Source organism: Mesorhizobium sp. B3-1-9, assembly GCF_006439595.1.
In the GTDB taxonomy this organism is placed as follows: Bacteria; Pseudomonadota; Alphaproteobacteria; order Rhizobiales; family Rhizobiaceae; genus Mesorhizobium.
Window position 1 is genome coordinate 451,214 of the sequence record NZ_VFTJ01000002.1, and the last position, 19,604, is coordinate 470,817.

19 protein-coding genes are annotated in these 19,604 nt (G+C 63.9%); 8 read left to right on the forward strand and 11 right to left on the reverse strand.

Going from position 1 to position 19,604, the window contains the following annotated elements:
- Positions 1–61: 61 nt before the first annotated feature.
- Positions 62–4,579: a tetratricopeptide repeat protein gene (locus FJW07_RS05715; protein ID WP_140855006.1), complete on the reverse strand. Its 4,518-nt coding sequence runs from the start codon at positions 4,577–4,579 to the stop codon at positions 62–64.
- A gap of 194 nt (positions 4,580–4,773) precedes the next feature.
- A complete protein-coding gene (locus FJW07_RS05720) occupies positions 4,774–5,406 on the reverse strand; it encodes a S24 family peptidase (RefSeq protein ID WP_140785085.1) in 633 nt (210 codons plus the stop codon).
- A gap of 80 nt (positions 5,407–5,486) precedes the next feature.
- Here FJW07_RS05720 and FJW07_RS05725 point away from each other — a divergent pair, with 80 nt between their 5' ends.
- From FJW07_RS05725 to FJW07_RS05745, 5 genes are all read left to right on the forward strand, one after another.
- The gene (locus FJW07_RS05725) at positions 5,487–5,768 is read left to right on the forward strand and encodes a hypothetical protein (protein WP_140855010.1); all 282 of its coding nucleotides are present in this window, start codon (positions 5,487–5,489) and stop codon (positions 5,766–5,768) included.
- Positions 5,765–6,061, forward strand: a complete 297-nt coding sequence (locus FJW07_RS05730) for a hypothetical protein (protein WP_140652181.1) — start codon at positions 5,765–5,767, stop codon at positions 6,059–6,061. The genes FJW07_RS05725 and FJW07_RS05730 overlap by 4 nt, the downstream gene beginning before the upstream one ends.
- 78 nt (positions 6,062–6,139) lie before the next feature.
- Entirely contained in the window at positions 6,140–6,997 is an 858-nt protein-coding gene (locus FJW07_RS05735) for a GcrA cell cycle regulator (protein ID WP_246680671.1), read from the forward strand.
- A gap of 277 nt (positions 6,998–7,274) precedes the next feature.
- Positions 7,275–7,871 (forward strand): DUF6456 domain-containing protein, encoded by a 597-nt coding sequence (locus tag FJW07_RS05740; protein WP_140855013.1) that lies wholly within the window; start codon positions 7,275–7,277, stop codon positions 7,869–7,871.
- A gap of 66 nt (positions 7,872–7,937) precedes the next feature.
- Positions 7,938–8,933 carry an HNH endonuclease gene (locus tag FJW07_RS05745; RefSeq protein ID WP_140855015.1) on the forward strand — a complete coding sequence of 332 codons (996 nt, stop codon included), beginning with the start codon at positions 7,938–7,940 and terminating at the stop codon, positions 8,931–8,933.
- 269 nt (positions 8,934–9,202) lie between these two features.
- Here the strand turns inward: FJW07_RS05745 and FJW07_RS05750 are convergent, their stop codons facing one another.
- From FJW07_RS05750 to FJW07_RS05765, 4 genes are all read right to left on the reverse strand, one after another.
- Complete coding sequence (locus FJW07_RS05750) at positions 9,203–10,441, reverse strand: DUF763 domain-containing protein (RefSeq protein ID WP_140855018.1); 1,239 nt, start codon at positions 10,439–10,441, stop codon at positions 9,203–9,205.
- A gap of 110 nt (positions 10,442–10,551) precedes the next feature.
- Positions 10,552–10,893 (reverse strand): hypothetical protein, encoded by a 342-nt coding sequence (locus FJW07_RS05755; RefSeq protein ID WP_140855021.1) that lies wholly within the window; start codon positions 10,891–10,893, stop codon positions 10,552–10,554.
- A 127-nt stretch (positions 10,894–11,020) separates the two neighbouring features.
- Entirely contained in the window at positions 11,021–11,353 is a 333-nt protein-coding gene (locus FJW07_RS05760) for a hypothetical protein (RefSeq protein ID WP_140645420.1), read from the reverse strand.
- Positions 11,354–11,529: 176 nt separating this feature from the next.
- Positions 11,530–11,844, reverse strand: coding sequence for a hypothetical protein (locus FJW07_RS05765; protein WP_140855024.1), 315 nt, complete (start codon positions 11,842–11,844; stop codon positions 11,530–11,532).
- A gap of 825 nt (positions 11,845–12,669) precedes the next feature.
- On the opposite strand from FJW07_RS05765, the gene FJW07_RS05770 reads away from it, so the two are divergent.
- Positions 12,670–13,023, forward strand: a complete 354-nt coding sequence (locus FJW07_RS05770) for a cupin domain-containing protein (RefSeq protein WP_140855027.1) — start codon at positions 12,670–12,672, stop codon at positions 13,021–13,023.
- Between the two features lie 52 nt (positions 13,024–13,075).
- On the opposite strand, the gene FJW07_RS05775 is transcribed toward FJW07_RS05770, so the two are convergent.
- From FJW07_RS05775 to FJW07_RS05790, 4 genes are all read right to left on the reverse strand, one after another.
- On the reverse strand, positions 13,076–15,061 hold the full coding sequence (locus FJW07_RS05775; RefSeq protein WP_140855030.1) for an acyltransferase family protein: 1,986 nt from the start codon (positions 15,059–15,061) through the stop codon (positions 13,076–13,078).
- Positions 15,062–15,201: 140 nt separating this feature from the next.
- A complete protein-coding gene (locus tag FJW07_RS05780; protein WP_140855033.1) occupies positions 15,202–15,423 on the reverse strand; it encodes an alkylphosphonate utilization protein in 222 nt (73 codons plus the stop codon).
- An 86-nt stretch (positions 15,424–15,509) separates the two neighbouring features.
- Positions 15,510–15,995, reverse strand: a complete 486-nt coding sequence (locus tag FJW07_RS05785; RefSeq protein ID WP_140855184.1) for a RidA family protein — start codon at positions 15,993–15,995, stop codon at positions 15,510–15,512.
- A 349-nt stretch (positions 15,996–16,344) separates the two neighbouring features.
- Complete coding sequence (locus FJW07_RS05790) at positions 16,345–16,491, reverse strand: hypothetical protein (protein WP_246680672.1); 147 nt, start codon at positions 16,489–16,491, stop codon at positions 16,345–16,347.
- A 318-nt stretch (positions 16,492–16,809) separates the two neighbouring features.
- On the opposite strand from FJW07_RS05790, the gene FJW07_RS05795 reads away from it, so the two are divergent.
- Both FJW07_RS05795 and FJW07_RS32260 read left to right on the forward strand, forming a co-directional pair.
- Positions 16,810–17,742 (forward strand): hypothetical protein, encoded by a 933-nt coding sequence (locus tag FJW07_RS05795; protein ID WP_140652162.1) that lies wholly within the window; start codon positions 16,810–16,812, stop codon positions 17,740–17,742.
- Between the two features lie 968 nt (positions 17,743–18,710).
- Entirely contained in the window at positions 18,711–18,833 is a 123-nt protein-coding gene (locus FJW07_RS32260; RefSeq protein WP_263497842.1) for a hypothetical protein, read from the forward strand.
- A gap of 274 nt (positions 18,834–19,107) precedes the next feature.
- Here the strand turns inward: FJW07_RS32260 and FJW07_RS05810 are convergent, their stop codons facing one another.
- Positions 19,108–19,335 carry a hypothetical protein gene (locus FJW07_RS05810; protein ID WP_140645428.1) on the reverse strand — a complete coding sequence of 76 codons (228 nt, stop codon included), beginning with the start codon at positions 19,333–19,335 and terminating at the stop codon, positions 19,108–19,110.
- Positions 19,336–19,604: the final 269 nt, after the last annotated feature.

The following is a 19,604-nucleotide window of genomic DNA, read 5'->3' on the forward strand; positions in this document are numbered from 1 at the left end:
ACGACCGCCGCGACTTGCAACCATTTCCAAGGTGACATCCGCCCGCGCTCCGACACCCTGCTCACTCTGCCCCAAGGCTCAGCGCCTTCTTGCGGTCGGCTTCCGCACGCTTGCGGTCGCCCTTGGCTTCCCACACAGCGCTACGCGATTTGTATGCGCCAGCGAAATTTGGCCTTAACTTGATCGCTTGGTTGAGGTCGGCGATGGCGCCGTCATAGTCCGCTTTGCGGGCGCGGATCGTGCCGCGGCCGAAGTAACCGAAAACGTTATTGCGATCGAGTCTAAGAACCGTTTCGAAATCGCTGAATGCCCCTGTGTCTTCGTGGTGCTTCATGCGGAACATGCCTCGACCGGCATAGATCCTTGCGTTCATTGGATCGAGACGGACGGCGTTTTCGTAATCCGCCGATGCCCCGTCATAGTCCCCCTGGTAGCTGAGGACGCGGCCGCGATCGCTGTAAGTGTCACCGATGTCGGGGCCGATACTGATCGCCTGGCTGAAATCGGCGATGGCACGGGCATAGTCGCCCTTCGTCTCCCAAAGGATGGCGCGCGCTACATATGCGTCTCGGAAGGTGGGGAACAGGGCAATCGCTTTGCCATACTGCGCGATGGCGCCGTCATAGTCATCCCTGCCGTCCAGCACTTGTGCCTTGTTGAAAGCCGCCCTGGCTCCAGGCGGAATGCCACCCGCCAAGGTCGCCGCTCCGCTCTCGATCTTGCCTGACGTCTTTGCCTTCGCCGCCGCCGCAAGCTTGAGGCCCTTGCGGGCGAGGCTCATCTCCGGATCGAGCTTGAGCGCCTGATTGAAATCGGCGATCGCCCGGCCATAGTCACCCTTGGCAGCGAAGGCGCCGCCGCGCCCGAAATAGGCCTGCGCGTCATTGGCGTCGAGCTCGATTGCACGGCTCAAATCGGCGATGGCGCGATCCGGTTCGTTCTTTTTGGTCCACGCGACGGAACGGCCGATGTAAGCGTCCGAGTAGTCGGGGTAGAGCCCGATGACCTTGTTGTAGTCCTCGATCGCCGCGTCGTATTTGCCTTTGTCGACAAGCGCGATGGCCCGTCCGACATAGGGCGAGGCATCTTGCGGATCGAGCGCCATCGCCTTGTTGAATTGGGCGATCGCACGATCATATTGGCCCTTGTAGTAGAAGGCGTAGCCGCGATCGACCAGAGCGTTTAGCTTCTTCGAGGATGGCGCGATCGCGTTGCCGCCGACACCGCCTTTCTTCTGCGTGGCCATCGCTGCTTTGCGCGCGGCGGCGTAGTTTGGATTGTGCGGGTCTAGTTTGGCAGCTTGGTCGAGGTCGGCAATGGCATCGGCGTAGTTTTTGCCGTCGGCTCGCACCATGCCGCGTCCGTAGTAGCTGGCAGCGTCTTTCGGATCGATCTCGATCGCCGCTGAAAATGCCTCGATCGCTCGCTTCGGGTCTCCCGTGGCGTACCAGGCCGCTCCGGAACAGAAGAAAGCGCCGCTCGCTTTCGGGTCGAGCCTGATGGCTTTGATGCAATCGTCAAGCGCGCCGTCCGCGTCGCCCGCCGCGGCCTTGGCCAGGCCACGGCGCATGAGCGGCGCGGCCGCATCGGGAATAATGGCGATGGCCTTGTCGTAATCGGCGATCGCGCGGGTAAAATCCTTCTTGCCATCAAAGGCCCTGCCACGGCTGAAATAGGCGAGCGGGCTCTTAGGATCGATTGCGATGGCCTCTTCATAGGCCTCGATCGCTTCGTCATACTTTTCTTCGTGCAAGAGGCTGTCGCCCTTGGCCACCGCGACGAGGACGCGGGGATCACTGGTGTCGATAAGCTTCGCCAACTTCGGATCGGCAAGCGAAAGATCGTCACTCGCACCAGGCTTGACCGCAGACAGGGTTTCTGCTGGCGCAACTGCGGTGGCGCTCCGTTCGTTCGCCGTTATGTCGGAGCCGTCCGCTTTGGTCATGCCATCGGCAGGCCCCCCGCTGACGTCCGCCGCTGCCTTGCGGGCTACGGCATAGTCACCATTGCCGGGATCGAGCTTGAGCGCCTGATCGAAATCGGCGATGGCGCCGGCATAGTCTTTCCGATCCGCCCGCACCATGCCGCGCGCGTAGTAGCTGGCGTCATGCCCGGGATCGATCCCGATCGCCACCGAATAGGCGGCGATGGCGCGCCCGGTGTCGCCCTTGGCGTGCCAGGCCATGCCTTTGCAATAGTGGGCGTCGCGCGCCTTCGGGTCGAGCGTCGCTGCCCGATCGCAATCGGCAAGCGCGCCCTCGACATCGCCGGACGTCACCTTGGCGAGCCCCCGGTGAAAATACGCGGCGGCAAAATTGGGGGCAAACTGGATCACCCTGTCGAAGTCGGCGATCGCCTGGCCATAATCGCGTATGGCGGCCCTGGCCCTGCCGCGGCCGAAATAGCCGAAGCGGTTGTCGGGTTCGAGCGCGATCACCACGTCATAGGAGCCGATCGCCTTGTCGTATTTGCCCATGTCCAGCCAGGCATCGCCTTCCAGGATCGCTTGCAGGGCGCGCTGGTCTTTTGTCTCCAAGGTCTTTGCTGCCAGCGTGTCGTCCGTAGCCGCCAAATTCGGACGGACGATTTGTGGCTTTGGAGCAGCGGCCGCCGCCTTCGGCTGCTCAGGGTCCTGCGACGGTTCAGTTTTGCCCTCATCGCCGGCAGCCTGCTCGTCGCAGCTTGCCGACCGTGTGGAATCCAACTCCACGGCGCGCCGGCAATCCGCCGCCGCGCCGGCCCTGTCGCCCTTGAGCGTCCTGGCGCGGCTGCGGCCCAGATAGGCGTCGGCATTGTCGGGGTCGAGGCTGATCGCCTTGTCGAAATCGAGCAGCGCGCCGTCGACGCCGTATTTCGACAACCGCATCTGGGCGCGCTCGAGCAGTGTCTTGGCGGTCGCCGGATCCCCGTTTGGCTGCGTAGCGGTCGGCTGTTGGCCAGGCAGATTTTCCCAACACGTGCCTGCGCGTTTCCGATCGAGTTCGACCGCTCGCCGGCAATCGCCGATGGCGAGGTCGAAATTGCCGACGAGTGCCTCGGCGATCGAGCGGTTGTAATAGGCATCTGCATTGTAGGGATCGAGGCCGATGACAAAGCTGAATGTATCTATCGCGCCCTTGGGGTCGACCTGCATCGCCTGCAACCCCGATTTGAGGTTCCAAGCAATGGCGGCGGAGTTATCCTGCTTGGCATATAGTTGCGGCGGCGCATATGTGGGAGGCGGGGTAGGCTTGGCCGGCTGCGGCTCAACGGGGACTGGGACATCAGCCTGATTGGTCGCAGCGCTCGGCGACTGCAGCACGGGTTGCCCGTTCGCCCTGCTCCTGCTGATTTGGACGCTGAGCCTTTCTTTTCGGTAGTCGGCGTTGGCCGGATCGAGCGCGATCGCTTTGTCGAGGTCCGCAATTGCCTTGTCGGCATCCTTCGCCTCCCAGACGACTGCCCGCTCGAAATACGATTTTGGATCGTCGGAGCTGATGGCAATCGCTTTGTCGAGGTCGGCAAACGCCTCTCGTGAATTGCCGATCTGGGCCATGGTCATGCCGCGCACGCGGTAAGCTTGGGCGTTGGCCGGATCGCGGCGAACGGCTTCATCCAGATCGGCGATAGCGCGGGCATAATTCTTCTTTGAGGCCCAGCTCTTGGCGCGGTTGAAGTAGAAAGCGGAACTTGCTGGATTGAGCCGGATCGCCTCGTCGAATGCGGCGATGGCGCGGGTATGGTCGCCCTTTTCCTGCCACTCTACTCCAATCGCATTTTGAGCAGAAGCTGGGTTTGGGTCGGTCGCGCCGTCGCCCGGCTCACCGAAAGCCTCGACAATCAGTCGCGTGCAATCGCGCCCCTTGTCCGCATCGATATTGGCGATGCGCTTGCAATCGGCCTTGGCTCGCTTGCGATCACGCTCGGCGATCGATGAGCGGGCGCGTTCTAGGTAAGGAGCGATAGGGTCAATACGGACGCTCTCCGCTTTGTCGTAGTCGGCCTGGGCCCGCGCTGCGTCGCCCTTGTCTTCCCACACAACGCCGCGCATGCCATAGGCCATTTCATTGGCGGGATCGATGTCGATCGCCTTGTCGCAATCGGCGATAGCCCGATCATGCTCGCCTTTCTTATTGAGCGCCCGCGCGCGATCGGCATATCGGCTTGCGTCATCCGGCGTAAGCGCGATCGCTTTTGTGTAGTCCGCGACGGCCCGGTCGAAATCCCCTTTGCTCTCCCAGGCGATGGCGCGATTGGTAAATGCGCGGACGTAAGTCGGATCGAGCGCGATCACCTCGTTCATATCGGCGATGAGGTGGGCAATATCGTTCCTCTGTGCATAGGCCAGGCCGCGCACAAAATAGGCGCTTACGCGAAGATCAGGCACCTCGCCTCTGTCCTCGGCGATTGCGGTGCAGGCGGCAACCTGCCGGTCGGCGGAGACTTTGCTCTCACTGAAGCAAGTGTTGTAGTCTTTGCCAGCCGCGAATGTTTTGCCGCCGAAAGCACCAACCACAACCACCCCTGCCAGCGCCAGGAGCGGCCCGCGCGGAACCCAGGCAACAAACGCGCGCATCAGCGCGCCAGTGCGGCGTGACATGATTGATCCTCCCCCCGGAGTGATCGCGACTGCTCTCGCGGATACCTATATAGTTCTGTTTTTGTTCCCTAATGCAAGCAGAAATTGCGGTGGCTGCATTTATGCCCTTGGGGTGGGCCAAGTGGAGTTTGGCGAGGACCTTGCGAGCGGGAAGCAAAGCAGCGCCTCAGCTTGGCGGCATCGCTCCCAACGGCTCACATATCGATCATCGACCGCTTCACCCGCCCGATGATGGTGATCGCGCCCTCCAGCTCCGGCGGCGGGATATCCATATAGGACGCCGGCTGGAAGGGCGGGTTGTCGTTCGGGCGGTAGCGCTTGTAGGTGGCGCGTCCCGTCTCGTCCGAGATCACGTAGCAGCCATTGGTCACCAGCCGCTTGTCGCGCAAATTGACGAAGATGATCGAATCCGGCGGCGAGATCTTGTTCATCGACGGACCGTCGACGCGCAGCGCGATCCATTCGCCCTCCTCGAGGTCGGCAGTGGGGATGGTCGGATAGTCGGAGAGGTTGACCACGCTGTCCTGGCTGCCGAGCTCGCCGGCGCTGATCCACGACACGATCGGCACGTCGACGGTGACGGGCGAGGGCATGAGGCTGACGGGCGCCGCTTCCGCCCCATCGGCATTGAACAGGAGCCAGCCGGGGTCGACGCCGAACAGCCGGCCGTATTTCTCCGCCGCTTTCCGGGACAATGGCCGGTTGCCGTTCTCATGGCTGATCAGCGTGTTCTTGTTGATGTCGCGCAAGGCCCGCGCCGCATCGCTGGGCGAGGCATAGCCGGCCTGGGCGCGCGCCTGCTGCAATCTGTGCCGGGATTCCATCATCGTACAAAATGCCTGAAAATAATCGTCCAAAGTGTACGATTTTGCTTGCGCGTCATTCGTACATAACGTACGCTTAACGCATGATCGTACATTCCGCAAGCTCTTCCGCATCGCTCGCCGGCGGATCCGCCCAGCCCGCCGACATTCCGGAGCTTATTGATTCCTCGCGGAGCATCGGCGCCTTCGCCGCCGATGTCGGCTGCGGCTACGAGGCGGCGCGGCAGATGCGCCGGCGCGGCCGCATCGCGCCGCAGCACTGGCCGCATGTGATGGCGGCAAGCCGCAGGCACGGCATCGCCGGCGTCAGCTACGAATGGCTGGCCGGCCGCGCCGCGGCCGCCATGCAAGGGGAGGCGGCATGAACGCGCCTCCCTCGATCCATGAATTCCAATCGCCCGGACCGTCCTCCTCCCCGGTCCGGGCGCTTTCCGGGGCGCTTGCCCCGGATCCGGTCGAACCGCCCGCACCCCGGTTCACCGGAGCGGCCGGAGCCGTTCCTCCCCCGGCTCCGGCCGCCACTTATGGCGGCGCATCCTGCATTCGCACCGAGGACGGAACCGTCATCCTGTTCGACCGGGCGACGGGTCTTGCGGTGTCGGGCCTGACCCGCGCCGCGGCCGAGGCAGCGCTGCTTCGACTGACCGGCGCCGCCTGACTTCAACCGATCGCTGACCTGACCGCGGCCTCGCGGCCGAACCCTGGCGCTTGTCCGCGCCTTCGACAAGAAAATGGAATGAGAAGAATGGCAGCCGCCTACACGCAAAAGGAAATCGACGAGATCGCCACCTGGCTGAAGGAGGGGCTTTCGGCCTCGCGCATCGCCGGCCGCTTCAGCGCCCTGCGCGGCGCTCCGGTCTCGCGCAACGCCATCATCGGCATCGTCCACCGCAACGCGGGCCTGAGCGCCATCGGCTTCGCCAACCCCAAGGGCGGCCGCGCCGGCGGCCGGCCGAGGAAGCATGCCGCACGGCCGGATCGCCCCGGCCGGCGCGCCAGGGTAGCCGCTGGAAGCGTGACGCTCTCCGAACCTGCAGCACTTGCCAGATACGCCGAGTTGGCGGAAGGCGCCGGCGCCGAAGTGCTTGATCTCCGCCCAACTGGGGGCGATGCCCGGTCCACCCTCCGCAGCTGTAGCGCAACTGCTGCGGAGGACGGGCAGGACAGAGGGGAGCGCTGTCCGGCCGACCTCTCAGCCTGTGGCATCACCACACAAACGGACGCCGTCACCGCCCGCGCCCCCAAGCCCAAGAAACCCAAACCCCGCAAACCCGCGCGCACCTTGCCGCCGGCCTGGCTCACCCCCGGCGGGCGCGAGAAGTCCGAAGCGCAGCGTTACAAGCTGCCCGCGCCGCCGCCCCCGGTAAACCCCGGACGCCAGCCGCATGTCGCGGCGATGCGTTTCCTCGACTGCCTGTTCGGCCGCTGCCGCGCGCCGCTCGATCTGGCGCTGCGCGAAACGCCGGAACACGATCCCGCTGGCGCGCGCCCGGCACCGGACATGCTGTGCTGCGGCCTGCCGACGTCGGCCGCGCGCTCCTACTGCGCGCACCACCATGCCAGGTTCCACGGCCATCGCGGGAGGGGGATGTGAGAGGCGAGGCGTATCCCCGCTTGTGTTCTCGCCCCGCCGATGGCGGGGGGAGAGGTGTCCGCGAAGCGGATGGAGAGGCGCCGACGACGGCAGGACGAAACGCCGCGCGGCGAGAACCCGCTGTCGAGTTTGGCGCTCCACGAAAGGACCCCTCTCCGTCGCGGCTTCGCCGCGCCACCTCTCCCCACTTCGTGGGGCGAGGAACCTTGATCCATGCGCGAAGGAACTCAGCCTCTCCCGTTAGCCACCCACCCCGCCACCCACAAAGGACTGCTCCATGCCCCGCAAAGCCGCCAAGAAACCGCAACCCCCGAAACTCCCCAAAGGCGAGGCCGAGCAGGTGCGCATCCGCCGCGAGGTCGGCCACGACTTCGCGCTGAAGGCTGACCCCTTCGGCCGCCAGCGCCTCACCACCGGCACTGCGGAGGCGCGGCGCGTCTATGAGGTGTCGAACGGCGGCTACACCTCCACCGGCGGCGTCGTGCGCCTGCGCAATGTCGATCCGCTGGTGGGCATCACCTCGCTCAGCAGGCAGCAGCGCGAGGCAGGAGGGCGCTTCCGCGATGATTTCGAGCGCAGCCAGCGCGAAGGCCTGCAGCCGCAATCCTGGAGCGAGCGCGTCGACGGCGGCCGCGTCGGCGGCGGCGTCCCCGACCGAGTGCTGTCAGCCGGCCGAGCCTATGCCCACGCTGCCGCTGCGCTCGCCCATTGGGAGGTGGCGGATGTGGTGCGCAAGATCTGCCTCGAAGGCCAGTCGGTGAAGGCCATCGGCGAACGCACAGGCGAAGGGCGCGACGTGGTGGTCAAGCTGCTGAAGGTCGGGTTGGACCTGCTCGCGGTGCACTATGGGATGATGGGGAGGAAGGCGGGGTAAGGGCTGCATTGAACAAATCGGCAGCCTAGCCTAGAATTTGGCCAGCAGTTGCTCAAACAATACAGCATGATGCCGCAGTTCTGGTGGGTCAATCACAGTCAGACGGCCCGGCAGGAGATCGACGGGCAATATCTTTGGTCGCCCAAGACCGAGAGAAATGGCGCGCGCAGCGAATTCTACAAGAATATGCGCCGGGCAACGCCCGGGGATTTGGTGCTGTCTTATTTCGACCAGGCGGTGCGCTATGTCGGGCGGGTAACGGAGTTTGCCTTCACGGCGCCCAAGCCAGAGGAATTCAAAAACACCGGAGCCTATTGGAACCAGGAAGGTTGGCTGCTGCCCGTCTATTGGACGCCGCTTGAGCCGACTGTTAGTCCAAAGGCCATGATCGGCGAATTGGGGCCACTTTTACCGACCCGCTATTCACCCATCCATCCAGTCTCCGGATCGGGCAATCAGAAGGCCTATCTCGCTGGCGTCTCATCGGAAGTATTTCACGCCATTGTCGCCGGTGCCGCTTTCAACCGAGAAGGGTTGACGCGTGGCGGCGCCAATAGCCTGACCTTTGAGGTGGTCAACGAAATTCTAGAAGACACGGTCGAACGTCGCATCCTCGAAGACCTTCAACTCGAAGACACAGTGAAGAAGAGCGTCATTCAAGCTCGTCGCGGGCAAGGGAAGTTTCGTGCCAATGTCGAGGCTGTGGAGGGGGCTTGCCGCCTTACCGGCATAACCAACCCTTCGCTGTTGATCGCAAGCCATATCAGACCTTGGCGACTCTGCACTTCTGCACAGGAGCGCCTCGACGGCATGAACGGCCTGCTGCTGACGCCTGACGCCGACCATCTGTTCGACCGCGGATTCATCAGCTTCGAAGACAGCGGCGAGGTACGCGTGTCCTCCCGCGTCGATAGAGCGGATTTGCAGCGCCTCGGATTCGATCAGTTGGTGATGCAGAGCTTCGGCTTCTCAGAAGCACCCGCCATCTGGCGCACCGGCGCCTTCAACGCGGCGCAGCAAGGGTACTTGGCACACCATCGAGCGGATGTGTTCGTTGCATAGCATAGCTCAATCGGTCAGAAATCTCGCCCGATGAGCCCGCAAGGCGGTTTCGTTTGACGTCTCGCACTCCCAAATGACAAGGGCTTCCCATCCTTGTTCACGAAGCTCCGCTAGATTTCGGGCGTCCCGCTTGATGTTCGCATCAAACTTGCTCTTCCAAGTAGCCCGCGCGAGCTTTCGGTACGGGTCGAATCTGAAGTCGATTCAATCACTACGCAAACCCTCTATTTCTGAGCCGCACGCTACAGCCCATCTTGGAAATCCCTTAGTCACCCCTGGGGCTTCCCCTCCCACCCAAACACGCTCCTCCCGCCCAGCAAATGCGACTGGTCCATCTCGCCGGCGACGATCTCCTTCAAGCTCGGCCCCGTCACGTAGCGCTCCATCCGGCGTGACTCGCCGTCCAGCCGCCTGAGCGCTTCCAATTCCTCGCCGCGTCCGAGCTTTGCCTTCCCCACCGCCGATTTCAGCACGGAAATCGTCTCGTCATAGACTTTCAGCGGCACGGGGTAGGGGTGGCGGTCCTTGCCGCCATGGGCGAGGGAGAAGCGGGCCGGGTCGGAGAAGCGAAAGGGTGCGCCATGCACCACTTCCGAAACCATGGCCAGCGCCCGCACCGTGCGCGGGCCGACGCCGGGGACCAGCAGCAATTCGGGAAAATCCTTCGGGCCGCTTTCGATGGCCGAGGCGATGTTGCCGTGCAGGCGGCGCATGACGATGTCGCTCTCGCGCACGTCGTGATGCGTCGGCATGACGAGGTTGGGCAGCAGCGGCTGCGCGGCGGGCTCGGGTTCGGGCCGCGGTTCCAGCACGGCAAGCTCGGTGAGGATCTTTTCCGGGCTCATGGTCTTGAGCAGCTCGATCTGGCCGCCGCGGGCTTTTTCGGCGCGACGGTCGGTGAGGTTGACGATCTGCCCTTGGGCCTCGCCCTCGATCGCCGCATGCGGCTGGTCGACGAAGCTGGTCAGCCCTTCCGACAGCCAGTGATAGCGGCGCGCCTGGCGGGCGTCGCCGTTCATGCCTTGCTGCACCACTACCCAGCGCCCGTCATCGGTGACGATGAAGCCGTGCAGATAAAGGTCGTAGCCGTCCTGCACGGCGGCGCTGTCCACCTTGGCGACGAGCCGGCTGGCGATGGCTAAAGCCTCACCGTCAAGCCCGACGCGGTCGCCGATGGCCAGCAACTCGCCGGGCGTCTTGCGCGAATGCGCACCGCGCCCGCCGCAGACATGGATGCCGAGCTCGTTGCTGAGCGGATTTAGCCCCCGCTTCAGCGCGCCGATGACCGAGGTGGTGATACCGGAAGAATGCCAGTCCATGCCCATCACGGCCCCAAAAGACTGGAACCAGAAGGGATGCGCCAGGCGCCGCAGAAGCTCGTCGCGGCCGTAATGGTGGATGATCGCTTCGCACAGCACGGCGCCGAGCTTCGTCATGCGCTCGCCCAGCCACTTCGGGACCCGCCCGCCATGCAGCGGCAGGTCGGCGCTGCCGCTTCGCTGCGTCACCTTTCGTTCTCCTTGAACCGGCGACTTAGATGGCGTTTCGGCGGGGATTTGCAAGCGGCTGATCTCCCCACAGGGGGAAGATCAGCTTGTCGGTGTGCGGCCGCTGCTACCTACCTGCGCCCGTAGAGCCTGTGATGGTGCCGGTAATGGTGCCTGTGGTGATACCGGTGGGGATAGACGTAGTAATGTCTATGATACCGATGGTACCGGTAGTGGGGATAGCGGACCACGTAGCCGGGATAATCGTCGTAGTAGCGCGGGCCGTAATAGCGGCCGCCGTAATCATAGAACGGGCCGCCATAGAACGGGCCGCCGTAGAACGGGCCGCCGTAGAACGGATAGCCGCCAAACGGTCCGATACCGAGGCCGAAGAATCCCTGAGCGTCTGCCGGCGCGACCGTGGCCACCGCCGACGCGAGGGCGATTGCGGAGGCGAGTAGAAGCTTTTTCATGGCAACCTCCTCCTGAAGGTTCGCATCGACAACGCTTGGCGCGCCGAAAGGCTGCCAAGGAACTGGCGCGCCTGCCGGAAAATCATCGGGATTTGAAGTCGCACTCACCCGCCGGCGGTGGACATGGCTAACCGCAGACGCGCACCTGCCGCATGAACCGATGGTCATGACTGCGGGTTCTTACCATTTCGATCCGGCAATGGCGGCGGGCGTGTGCGGCATTCGGCGGGGCGACATAGAAGCTGTCATGGTCGTCATGCTCACCGGGGGCGTAGTTGAGATAGGGGCCGCCCCAATAAGAGCCATAGACCGGCACGGAGCCGTAGCTGTCGTAAAAATCGCCGAATGGGCCGTAGTCGAAATAACTGCCGCCGAGGAATACATTGCCTGCATCCGCAGGCATGACGGTGGTCGCAGCCGAAGCCAGGGCGAGCAGCGAGGCAAACACCAATTTGCGCATGGCAAGCCTTCTCCTGAGGTTCGCCATGATAACGCGCGGCACGCCGAAAAAGTCCGGCCGCGTCGCGCAATCAGCAAGATTTGAAGGCTTTGTGAGCGCCGGGAGCCGCCCCGGGGCGGGATCGGCGATCGCGCGGGACGCCGGAGGCGGTTCCCGCGCGATCCACGTTGGCTCGCTTAGTAGCGGTTGTAGCCGTTACCGCACACCCGCATTTCCTCCACCACGCGGTGGTGGCGGCGCCAGTGGGTCACCAGTTCGGTGCGGCAATGATGGCGATGATAGCGGTGATGGTAGCGCACCACATAGCCGCCATTGTCGTAATCGTCATTGTAGACGTGGCGGTAGTAGCGGTGCGGATAATAGCCGCCATAATAGTCGTCATCATAGCCCGGCCCGATGCCGATACCAAGCTGAACGCCGCCGGCGCTGGCCGGCGCGATCGCGAACGCCGAGGCGATGGCGATCATCGAAGCAAGCAGAAGCTTTTTCATCGCTGCCTCCTTGAGTTTGCAGGACGCCCCTTCGGCAAGACAACGGTTTCGAGCGGTGCATGTTCCCGAAAACCGTCGGGTTGCCGCCCTTGGACAAGGCACTGGCCGCGGCGCCAGCCGCTTGGTCCGGCGCATTGCTGCCTCTCCGTAAGGCAATGAGCTCAGATATTTATTAGCGTATCTGCAACCGACCGGGCGGCGGCGCGTCGCACGCCGGCGAAATATCTCTGATCATTGCCAGGCAGCAGGGAGGCTCGATGGTGTACTGCCCGCCCGTCTGCATGGTCGGCAAGCCTTCGACCGCGACCCAGCCCGACAGATCGTCGCCTTCGGCATGGTCGACGCGGTGACCGGCGCGCTTTCGAACAAGGCGGCGGTCACGTTGAAAACCCGCCCACCGCCGCCACCGCCAGCCGGCGCGCCGGAAGCAATTGCAGGCCGCGGAGGAAGGGCGGGGCGCCCGCCAGTCGGCATGACAATGAAGAAAGAAAACTCGCCGGGCTTGCCCCTGGTGCCCAAAGCCCACACGCCCGGCGAGATTTAAGACCTGATCCCCCGATCAGGACCGGCGGGAGGACACCGGCAATACTCATTATAGCAAGGCTGATGCCAGTCCCGAAACGGGACAGTGATGCTCGATGCCGCAAACTCTGTGCGACGCCTGTTAAGTGTTGCTAATATGCCACTGCCTATCGCCTCAGCCAGCTATCGGTTCCGTAGGCATCCGTCGCCGCTTCGCCTCGCTTTGTCGCATCGCCGCGTGCACCGCATGCCGCCATCGGCTATCTCATCCCCAGCCAATTCCGGCGACCCGAGGAGCATCCGATGACCAGACCCACCATTCTCAAATTCGGCCCCGTCGAGCATGCCGAAGGCGGCGACCTGCCGGGCTGGATCGCTGTCGAAGGCTCGCCGACCATGCAGACGGCCGTGCAGCACACCACCGAAGACGGCAAGGTGATGTCCGGCACCTGGCGCGCCTCGCCCGGCACCTATCACGCCACCTACACCGACTATGAATTCGTCCACATGATCGCCGGCCGCATCATCATCACCCCCGACGGCGGCGAGCCGGTCGAGGTCGGCGCCGGCGATGCCTTCGTCGTCGAGGCCGATTTCAAGGGCACCTGGAAGATCCTCGAGCCGGTGACCAAGCATTTCGTCGTCGTGGTAGAGTAGGGGGCTGCGCTGAACCTGCTGATCTCCCCCACGAGGGAGGAGATTGACAGCTTCAGCGCCCCACCTTCGAGATCACCCTTTTCTCCACCTCCGGCTCCAACGATTCCGCGAATGGCGTCGCCATATGGTGCTGGTCGCGGAAGGCGAGCTTGCCGTCGATGAAGACGTGGCAAATGGTGGCGCTGCAGAAGCGGTCGGTGAGGTCGACGTAAGCGGCGTTGGGAATGCTGTCGACGATGTCGCGTTCCACCGCCGCCATGGTGTCGTTGGCGGCGTAGGCGCGCGTCTGGTCGCAGCGCGAGGGCGTCTCGTCCCGCCACAGCGCCCGCGCCACGCAGGTGTCGACATTGGCGTTGTTGAACGGCACGTCGCGGATGAAGGCGATCTTGAGCCCCGCCTTGCTCAGGCTGGTGAGGGTGGAGCGCAGGCCGGCCCGCCAGTCGGCGTCCTGGCTCCGCGTGTCGCCGCCGCGGCCGGCCATTTTGCGGCCGCTGGTCAGCGCCAGCTCCGAGATGACCACCAGCGCCGGTCTCGCCTCGATGATCTCGGCGATCGCCTGCTCGCGCCAGCGGTCGCACTCGCTATAGGGACGCTTGAGCTCGGACGACCAGACGCTGATGCGCGAGGCACGGCAGGAATTCTTCAGCCAGGTCACCACCCGGTAGCCATTCTTCCGGCCCGCCTCGATCAGCGGCGTCGACCAATGGTCGGCATGGGAGTCGCCGAAGAGGGCGATCAGGCGCTGGCCATCGCCGAACACGCAAGGCTTCGGCGTCACGCTCTGGTAATCCTGCACGCAGCCGGCTTTGGCCCGGGCCGTCGACGGTTCGGCGGCGCTGGCGGCGATGATGCGCTGTTCCGGATCGAGGTCGTGCACGGCAAGCCTGGCACTGCCATAGGCGGCTGCGACGCCGGTGCCGGTCAGGAGGAGGGCCGGCACCAGCGCCCGCGCCGCACTGGCCATCAGCCAGCCGTTGCGACGGATCGGGTTCTCGATGAGATGATAGCTGAGAATGGAGAGCGCCAGCGTCACCGCGAGGCACAGCAGCCGCTCGGCCGGCGTCAGCTCCGGCGCCAGCATGCTGGCATAGACGATGACCGGCCAATGCCACAGATAGAGCGAATAGGAGAGCTTGCCGATCCATTGTAAGGGCGGCAGCGCCAGGGCGGCATTCACGCAATTCCATTCGGAATTGCGCGAGCCGTCCCTGGCGCCGGCCGCTCCCGCCTTGAGCAGAAGGACCGTGCCGGCAACCGGCAGAAGCGCCAGAAAGCCGGGGAAGGGAGCGTCCTCGCTGAAGGTGAGATATGCGGCCCCGATCATCGTCAGGCCGGTCAGGCTTAACGCCCGCCCCAGCAGCGGGCGCTCCTGCAACAGCCGTGCCGGCGCCATCGATACGAGGCCGCCGGCGGCAAATTCCCATGCGCGCAGCGGCGAAAAATAGAAGGCCCAGGGCTGCGACACGCTCGTCAGCCAGGCACAGGCGATGAAGGAGACGAGGCCGACGGCGCCGATCGCAATCATGATGGCGCGCTTGCCGGGCTTCATCCAGGCGGCCAGCAGCAAAAGCGCCGGCCAGGCGAGATAGAATTGCTCCTCGACCGACAGCGACCAGTAATGGATGAACGGGTTGCTCGTGGCGTCATTGGCGAAATAGTCGAACGACCAGCGGATCAGCCACAGATTGATCATATAGGCCGAGGCGAACATCGCACCCTTGGAATAAAGCGCCTGCTCCTCCGGCGACAGGATGAGCGCGCCGGCGCAGAGCGTCGCGGCGATGACGAAAAGCGCCGCCGGCAGCAGGCGCCGCGCGCGTCGGGCGTAGAAACGCAAAAGGTCGAGCCGGCCGGTCTCGGAAATCTCGGCGGCGAGATGGCGGGTGATCAGATAGCCCGAAATGACGAAGAAGATGTCGACCCCGGCAAAGCCGCCGGGCAGCGCGGTGAGGCCGAAATGGAAGGCGACGACGCCCGCCACGGCCACCGCCCGCAAGCCTTCGATGTCGGGCCGGAAATCCTGCGCAGGTGTTGACACGAATACGAACCTCACGATGCTCGTTCGTATCCCGCCTGCCCTAAAGCCTCGGCCCTACGCGCCGATATCGCAATGCAACAAATCTAACGCGGTGCAACATAAGCGGAGGGCGAGGGCGGCCCTCCCGATCTCCCCTGCCATCACGCCTTCTTCAGGAACTCTGTCTTCAGCACCAGGCCCTTGACCTGCTTGGTGTTGCATTCGATCTCGCCGGGATCGCCGTTGAGCCGGATGTTCTTCACCAGCGTGCCGCGCTTGATCGTTTCCGACGTGCCCTTGACCTTGAGGTCCTTGATGAGGGTCACGGAGTCGCCGTCTTTCAGCGGCGTGCCGTTGCTGTCTTTCACGATAGGGTCCGTCATGGCGGGTCTTTCATCGGTTGGATGGCCTCGGCCCGCCTATCGCGCCGACCACGGCCTGGTCAAGCTGTGCTGGAACCAAGGGAGGCTCACCCCCCAATCATCACTTCGGCCTCGATCTCGACCGGGAAATTCAGGGGCAGGGCGGCGACGCCGATGGCGGTGCGGGCGTGACGGCCGATCTCAGGGCCGAAGACCTCGAGGATGAGCTCCGAAAAGCCGTTCATCACCGCCGGCGTCTCGGTGAAGCGCAATGCCGAATTGACCATGCCGTGGACGCGGCACCAGCCCGTGATCCGGTCGAGGCTGCCGAGCTCGCGTTTCAGGCTGCCGAGCATCGACAGTCCGACCTTGCGGGCCGAAGCCCGCGCCTCGTCCAGCGACACGCTCTCGCCGACCGCGCCGAACGGGCCGGCAAGCGAGCCGTCCGGCTCCTGCGGCCCGTGGCCGGAGACATAGGCGCGGTCGCCGCGCACATTCACCCAGGGAAAGGGCAGCACCATGCCCGGCGGCAGTTTCAGCGGCGGTGGCAGTACGATGCCGAGCGCGGCAAGCTTTTCGTCGGCACCCGGCATGGCACGGCCTTCCTTCTCGCACAGCGCCATCGCGGCGCCGTGTCCGAGCTTTCCGGTTCGCTGGCCCTTCGTCAAGAACGGCTTGGATCTGCAGAAGAATGATCTGGGGCGACTGGCCGGAAGCCTGACCCGCGCGGATCGTGGCCTTGCATCCGCGCGGGCAGGCGCCGCCCCCGCCGGCGGCGCCAAGCCCCCAGCCGTCAGGCTGGCGGCTGTTGGTTCGGCCGTCCGGCCGCTGCTTTTCCCCGCCGATCCCGGATGATGAACCGGCTATGGGTCCCCGGAATGGCTACCTTTTGTCTTACGCGGTAGCGGACCAAAACCGTCGAGCACGGCTTCCGGAATTGCTCTAGAAGTGAAGGTCCAGCGGCTGCGGATAGGCTTGGCCCGGTTCGGCGCTCTTCGACGTCGGGCCGGCCGAAGGCACGATGCCGCCGGTGGCCGTCTGATCGAGCGGCTGCCGGCTCTTCTCGGCGCCGGTCTTTGTTTCGGTCAACGGGATTTTCGTTTTGGCTTCGGCGGCTTGCGACAGCGCAAGTGCCATAACAAGCGTGGATAGAAGGATTTTCATGGCAGCTCCCTGGATTCACCCCGAAGCGACCCTAGCGCCGCTTGTCTCGTCGCGAAGGCCACGCGCGCGGAACACTGTGGAATTCTTTGGAATTCCAGTAATATTAGTGGATGGAAAACAAACGCCGCCGCCGGGAATGGAGATTGTTTGCCGGCGCGCTAGCCAGGAGCGTCGGAGAAGCTCGGCGATTCCCGCCGGAACGCCGAACTGCTTAGGTGGCGAAGAACATCGGGGACCTTTTGCATGGCGCAGCAAATCGCGCAAAAACTAAGGCTGACTTCGGCCTTGCTGGGAACGGTGACCCGCAAGGACCTGGCGGCGGCGTTCCGCGCCGTCAACCCGAACACTGCGTTCGATCTCGGCCGCGCCGACAAATGGTTGCAAGGCCGCGCGCGGCCGCGACAGATGAGCGTCTATGACGACTGGGCGAGGCTGCTCGAACTGGAGCAGTCCGGCGCCTGGATCGCCGAGAGCGAGCTACCGGCCTTCACCGCCGCCATCGCGGCCCGCCACGGCGTCGACAGCGCCGAGCTGGAGCGACGCGCCGGCATGCAGTTCGATGCCTCCTCGCATGACGAGCGCGGCGCCGGCTCCGGGCTTGCCGGAACCTATGCATGCTATTCTCGCGCCTGGTCGCCCTATTATCGCGGCCAGTTGATCAAGGGCCGCTTGTCGATCGAGGCCGGGCCAGGCGTGCATGGGCTGACGGCTACCTATGGCGAGACGTTGCCGACGGGGCACTTGCAACTCGTCGGCCCGGTGATGCCGGCAAAGCGCGGTGTCTATCTGCATCTCAAGGATGTCGGCGGCGACACGCAGTTCTTCCTGTGCCTGTTCCCGCAGACACAGCCGGTCAGCGTGCTCGGCGGCTATATGTGCGGCTCGGCCGTCATTGGTCCCGAAGCGCAGCCCTCGCTGACCCGGATACTGCTGGTGCGGCTGCGCGATGCGGCAACCGGCGCCGCGACATGGGGCGGGTACCTGCCGGCCGGCGGTTCGATTGCCGCCGACCTGGTAAGCCTCGGTATCGGCCTGGAACATCCGGAAGCGGTCGACCGGCAGCTCGACCAGTTCCTTGACGCCTACAGCGATGACGGCGCTATCCAGATTCCGCCGGGAGAGTTCCGCGCCATCCTCGACGTGTTCGACCGCCATTGGCTGCAGCACTCGGGTTGACCCTAACGCGGTCGTAAAGTTCCATCGGGGGGCGGCGCAAAGGGGCTTCCCATGAAGAAGACTTACGAGAAGCCGGTGCTGTCGAAGCGCCAGAAGCTGTCGAGCGTCGTCGCGAACGCCTCGAATCCCGCGCCGTAACACAGGCGCACCGATCACATTGGCTGGCGAGCCGATCGGCTCGCCAGCCAAATTTACGCGCTCGCCGAATTATCCTTCCGCCAAATTTATCCCTCCGCTTGACGCGGCGGACGCCGGGCATATCTTGCTGTCCTGATTTCATCGTCGACCGGGCCGAGACAGCCGATGAAGAAGCCATATCGCAAACCGACGCTTGCCAGACGTGACAGGCTTTCGGCGGTGACCGCCGCAGTGCCATCCTCGGGCTTCACGTTCTGAGTTTCTCAGGAACGCGCCGCACCTTTGATCGGTTTTAAAGCAAGCACTTTTAAAGCTGAAATCTGGACCGGCCAGGAGCGGGCGGTACACTTCGAAGGTGCCCGCCCGTCCGGCGCCGCCGCCAAGCTGCTGAAACCCCGTCCGTCCCCAACAGCAACGGTCATGGCGTGACCAGTGGTTTGCGGAGTGCCATTGGCGCGGTGTCCTGTCAACGCCGCCGGCGAGCGGCCCGGGAGCGCCTTTTTAGCCGCCTTTTGGTGCCCGAAGCACGCTTTGCGGTCATGCCGGGGCCAAGCCAAGAAGCCCCGAAATAGCGGAATTCCGGGCTTTTCCGATGCCCACCAGGCCGCGCCGCACATATATGCCTATCCGCTTGAATAGGCTGATTTTTCGCCGGCCGGCATGTCACTTCGACCCCGACTTTTTTTGGGTGCAATTCGGCAGTGCAGCATTGGCGCCCGGCGAAGACGGGTCTCGCCGTTGAAAACGACATCGGACCCATTTGTGTGCCATTTCATGATCCGCTCATGAAAGACGTGATAGAATGTCGCCAACGAATGGGGGAAGTTGCGATGGCCAATCGGTTGTTCGAGGTTCTTGCCAGACGGCGGTCATGGCTGGATCGGGTCGCATTGGGGCTGCTTGTCTTTCTGGCGACCCTGGTCGCCGCGCTGATGGGCGGCGCCAGCACCTGAAGCAATTCCAGGAAAAATGCGTAGCGGTTTTCCGTCCGGAATTGCGACCAACAACAAGCAATTCCAGGAAAAGTGCGCAACGGTCTTCCGTGCGGAATTGCGACCACCAACAAGCAATTCCAGGAAGAGTGTGAGCGATTGGGCTCAGCGACTTCGCCGTAGCCTTCCGTCGGAATTGCATAAAGAGATAGGGCGTTTCGCCGTTTCCGTGAAACGTTGAACGCCCTAAAAGCAATTCCGGGAAAAGTGCGAAGCGTTCAAAGCCACGGATTGCCTATTTCCTCTGTCCGATTGCTTTGAATTCGAAGATCGTGGGCCTGAGCCTGACCGGCCTCGGCCGCTCGGTGAGGTCGACGACGCGGACCCACCTGTCGGCGCCGGCACGCAACGTGACTTTCCGGCCAAGCGCCTTCTCAGCCGCCTCGAAAGGCGTCTTGGCTTCCGCCGAATGCACCGCGACGACGGCTTCGCCGTCTATTTCCTCGACGCGATAGGTTTTCATGCGCGTCTCCAGGGCGCCCGCCGTTTCGCTTCTCGCGCAAGTGCCTTTTATATTAGAAATGGCGAATAAAATGCAAGATTCCCACGCCCGGCCATCAGCTGATCCGAGAAGCCTGTACATTGGAGGGCGCGCTGTAGCCGCGCAGGCCGGTTCCGTTGCAGGCCCGGCAGGAAACCAGTTGTCCCGGGCAATTGTCGTGCAATGCACCCGAGGGGCAGCATGTGCCGTTCGACGCCACCTGCTTCCCGCACTCGAACACTTTGCCGGCG

Excerpts from the sequence above, each read along its gene's own strand:
- FJW07_RS05770 (WP_140855027.1), top strand. The coding sequence starts at position 12,670 with ATGACCAGACCCACCATTCTCAAATTCGGCCCCGTCGAGCATGCCGAA.
- FJW07_RS05780 (WP_140855033.1), bottom strand. The coding sequence starts at position 15,423 with ATGACGGACCCTATCGTGAAAGACAGCAACGGCACGCCGCTGAAAGAC.
- FJW07_RS32260 (WP_263497842.1), top strand. The coding sequence starts at position 18,711 with ATGGCCAATCGGTTGTTCGAGGTTCTTGCCAGACGGCGGTCATGGCTG.
- FJW07_RS05785 (WP_140855184.1), bottom strand. The coding sequence starts at position 15,995 with ATGCCGGGTGCCGACGAAAAGCTTGCCGCGCTCGGCATCGTACTGCCA.
- FJW07_RS05745 (WP_140855015.1), top strand. The coding sequence starts at position 7,938 with ATGATGCCGCAGTTCTGGTGGGTCAATCACAGTCAGACGGCCCGGCAG.
- FJW07_RS05810 (WP_140645428.1), bottom strand. The coding sequence starts at position 19,335 with ATGAAAACCTATCGCGTCGAGGAAATAGACGGCGAAGCCGTCGTCGCG.
- FJW07_RS05730 (WP_140652181.1), top strand. The coding sequence starts at position 5,765 with ATGAACGCGCCTCCCTCGATCCATGAATTCCAATCGCCCGGACCGTCC.
- FJW07_RS05760 (WP_140645420.1), bottom strand. The coding sequence starts at position 11,353 with ATGCGCAAATTGGTGTTTGCCTCGCTGCTCGCCCTGGCTTCGGCTGCG.
- FJW07_RS05725 (WP_140855010.1), top strand. The coding sequence starts at position 5,487 with ATGATCGTACATTCCGCAAGCTCTTCCGCATCGCTCGCCGGCGGATCC.
- FJW07_RS05765 (WP_140855024.1), bottom strand. The coding sequence starts at position 11,844 with ATGAAAAAGCTTCTGCTTGCTTCGATGATCGCCATCGCCTCGGCGTTC.
- FJW07_RS05720 (WP_140785085.1), bottom strand. The coding sequence starts at position 5,406 with ATGATGGAATCCCGGCACAGATTGCAGCAGGCGCGCGCCCAGGCCGGC.
- FJW07_RS05735 (WP_246680671.1), top strand. The coding sequence starts at position 6,140 with ATGAGAAGAATGGCAGCCGCCTACACGCAAAAGGAAATCGACGAGATC.
- FJW07_RS05715 (WP_140855006.1), bottom strand. The coding sequence starts at position 4,579 with ATGTCACGCCGCACTGGCGCGCTGATGCGCGCGTTTGTTGCCTGGGTT.
- FJW07_RS05740 (WP_140855013.1), top strand. The coding sequence starts at position 7,275 with ATGCCCCGCAAAGCCGCCAAGAAACCGCAACCCCCGAAACTCCCCAAA.
- FJW07_RS05755 (WP_140855021.1), bottom strand. The coding sequence starts at position 10,893 with ATGAAAAAGCTTCTACTCGCCTCCGCAATCGCCCTCGCGTCGGCGGTG.
- FJW07_RS05795 (WP_140652162.1), top strand. The coding sequence starts at position 16,810 with ATGGCGCAGCAAATCGCGCAAAAACTAAGGCTGACTTCGGCCTTGCTG.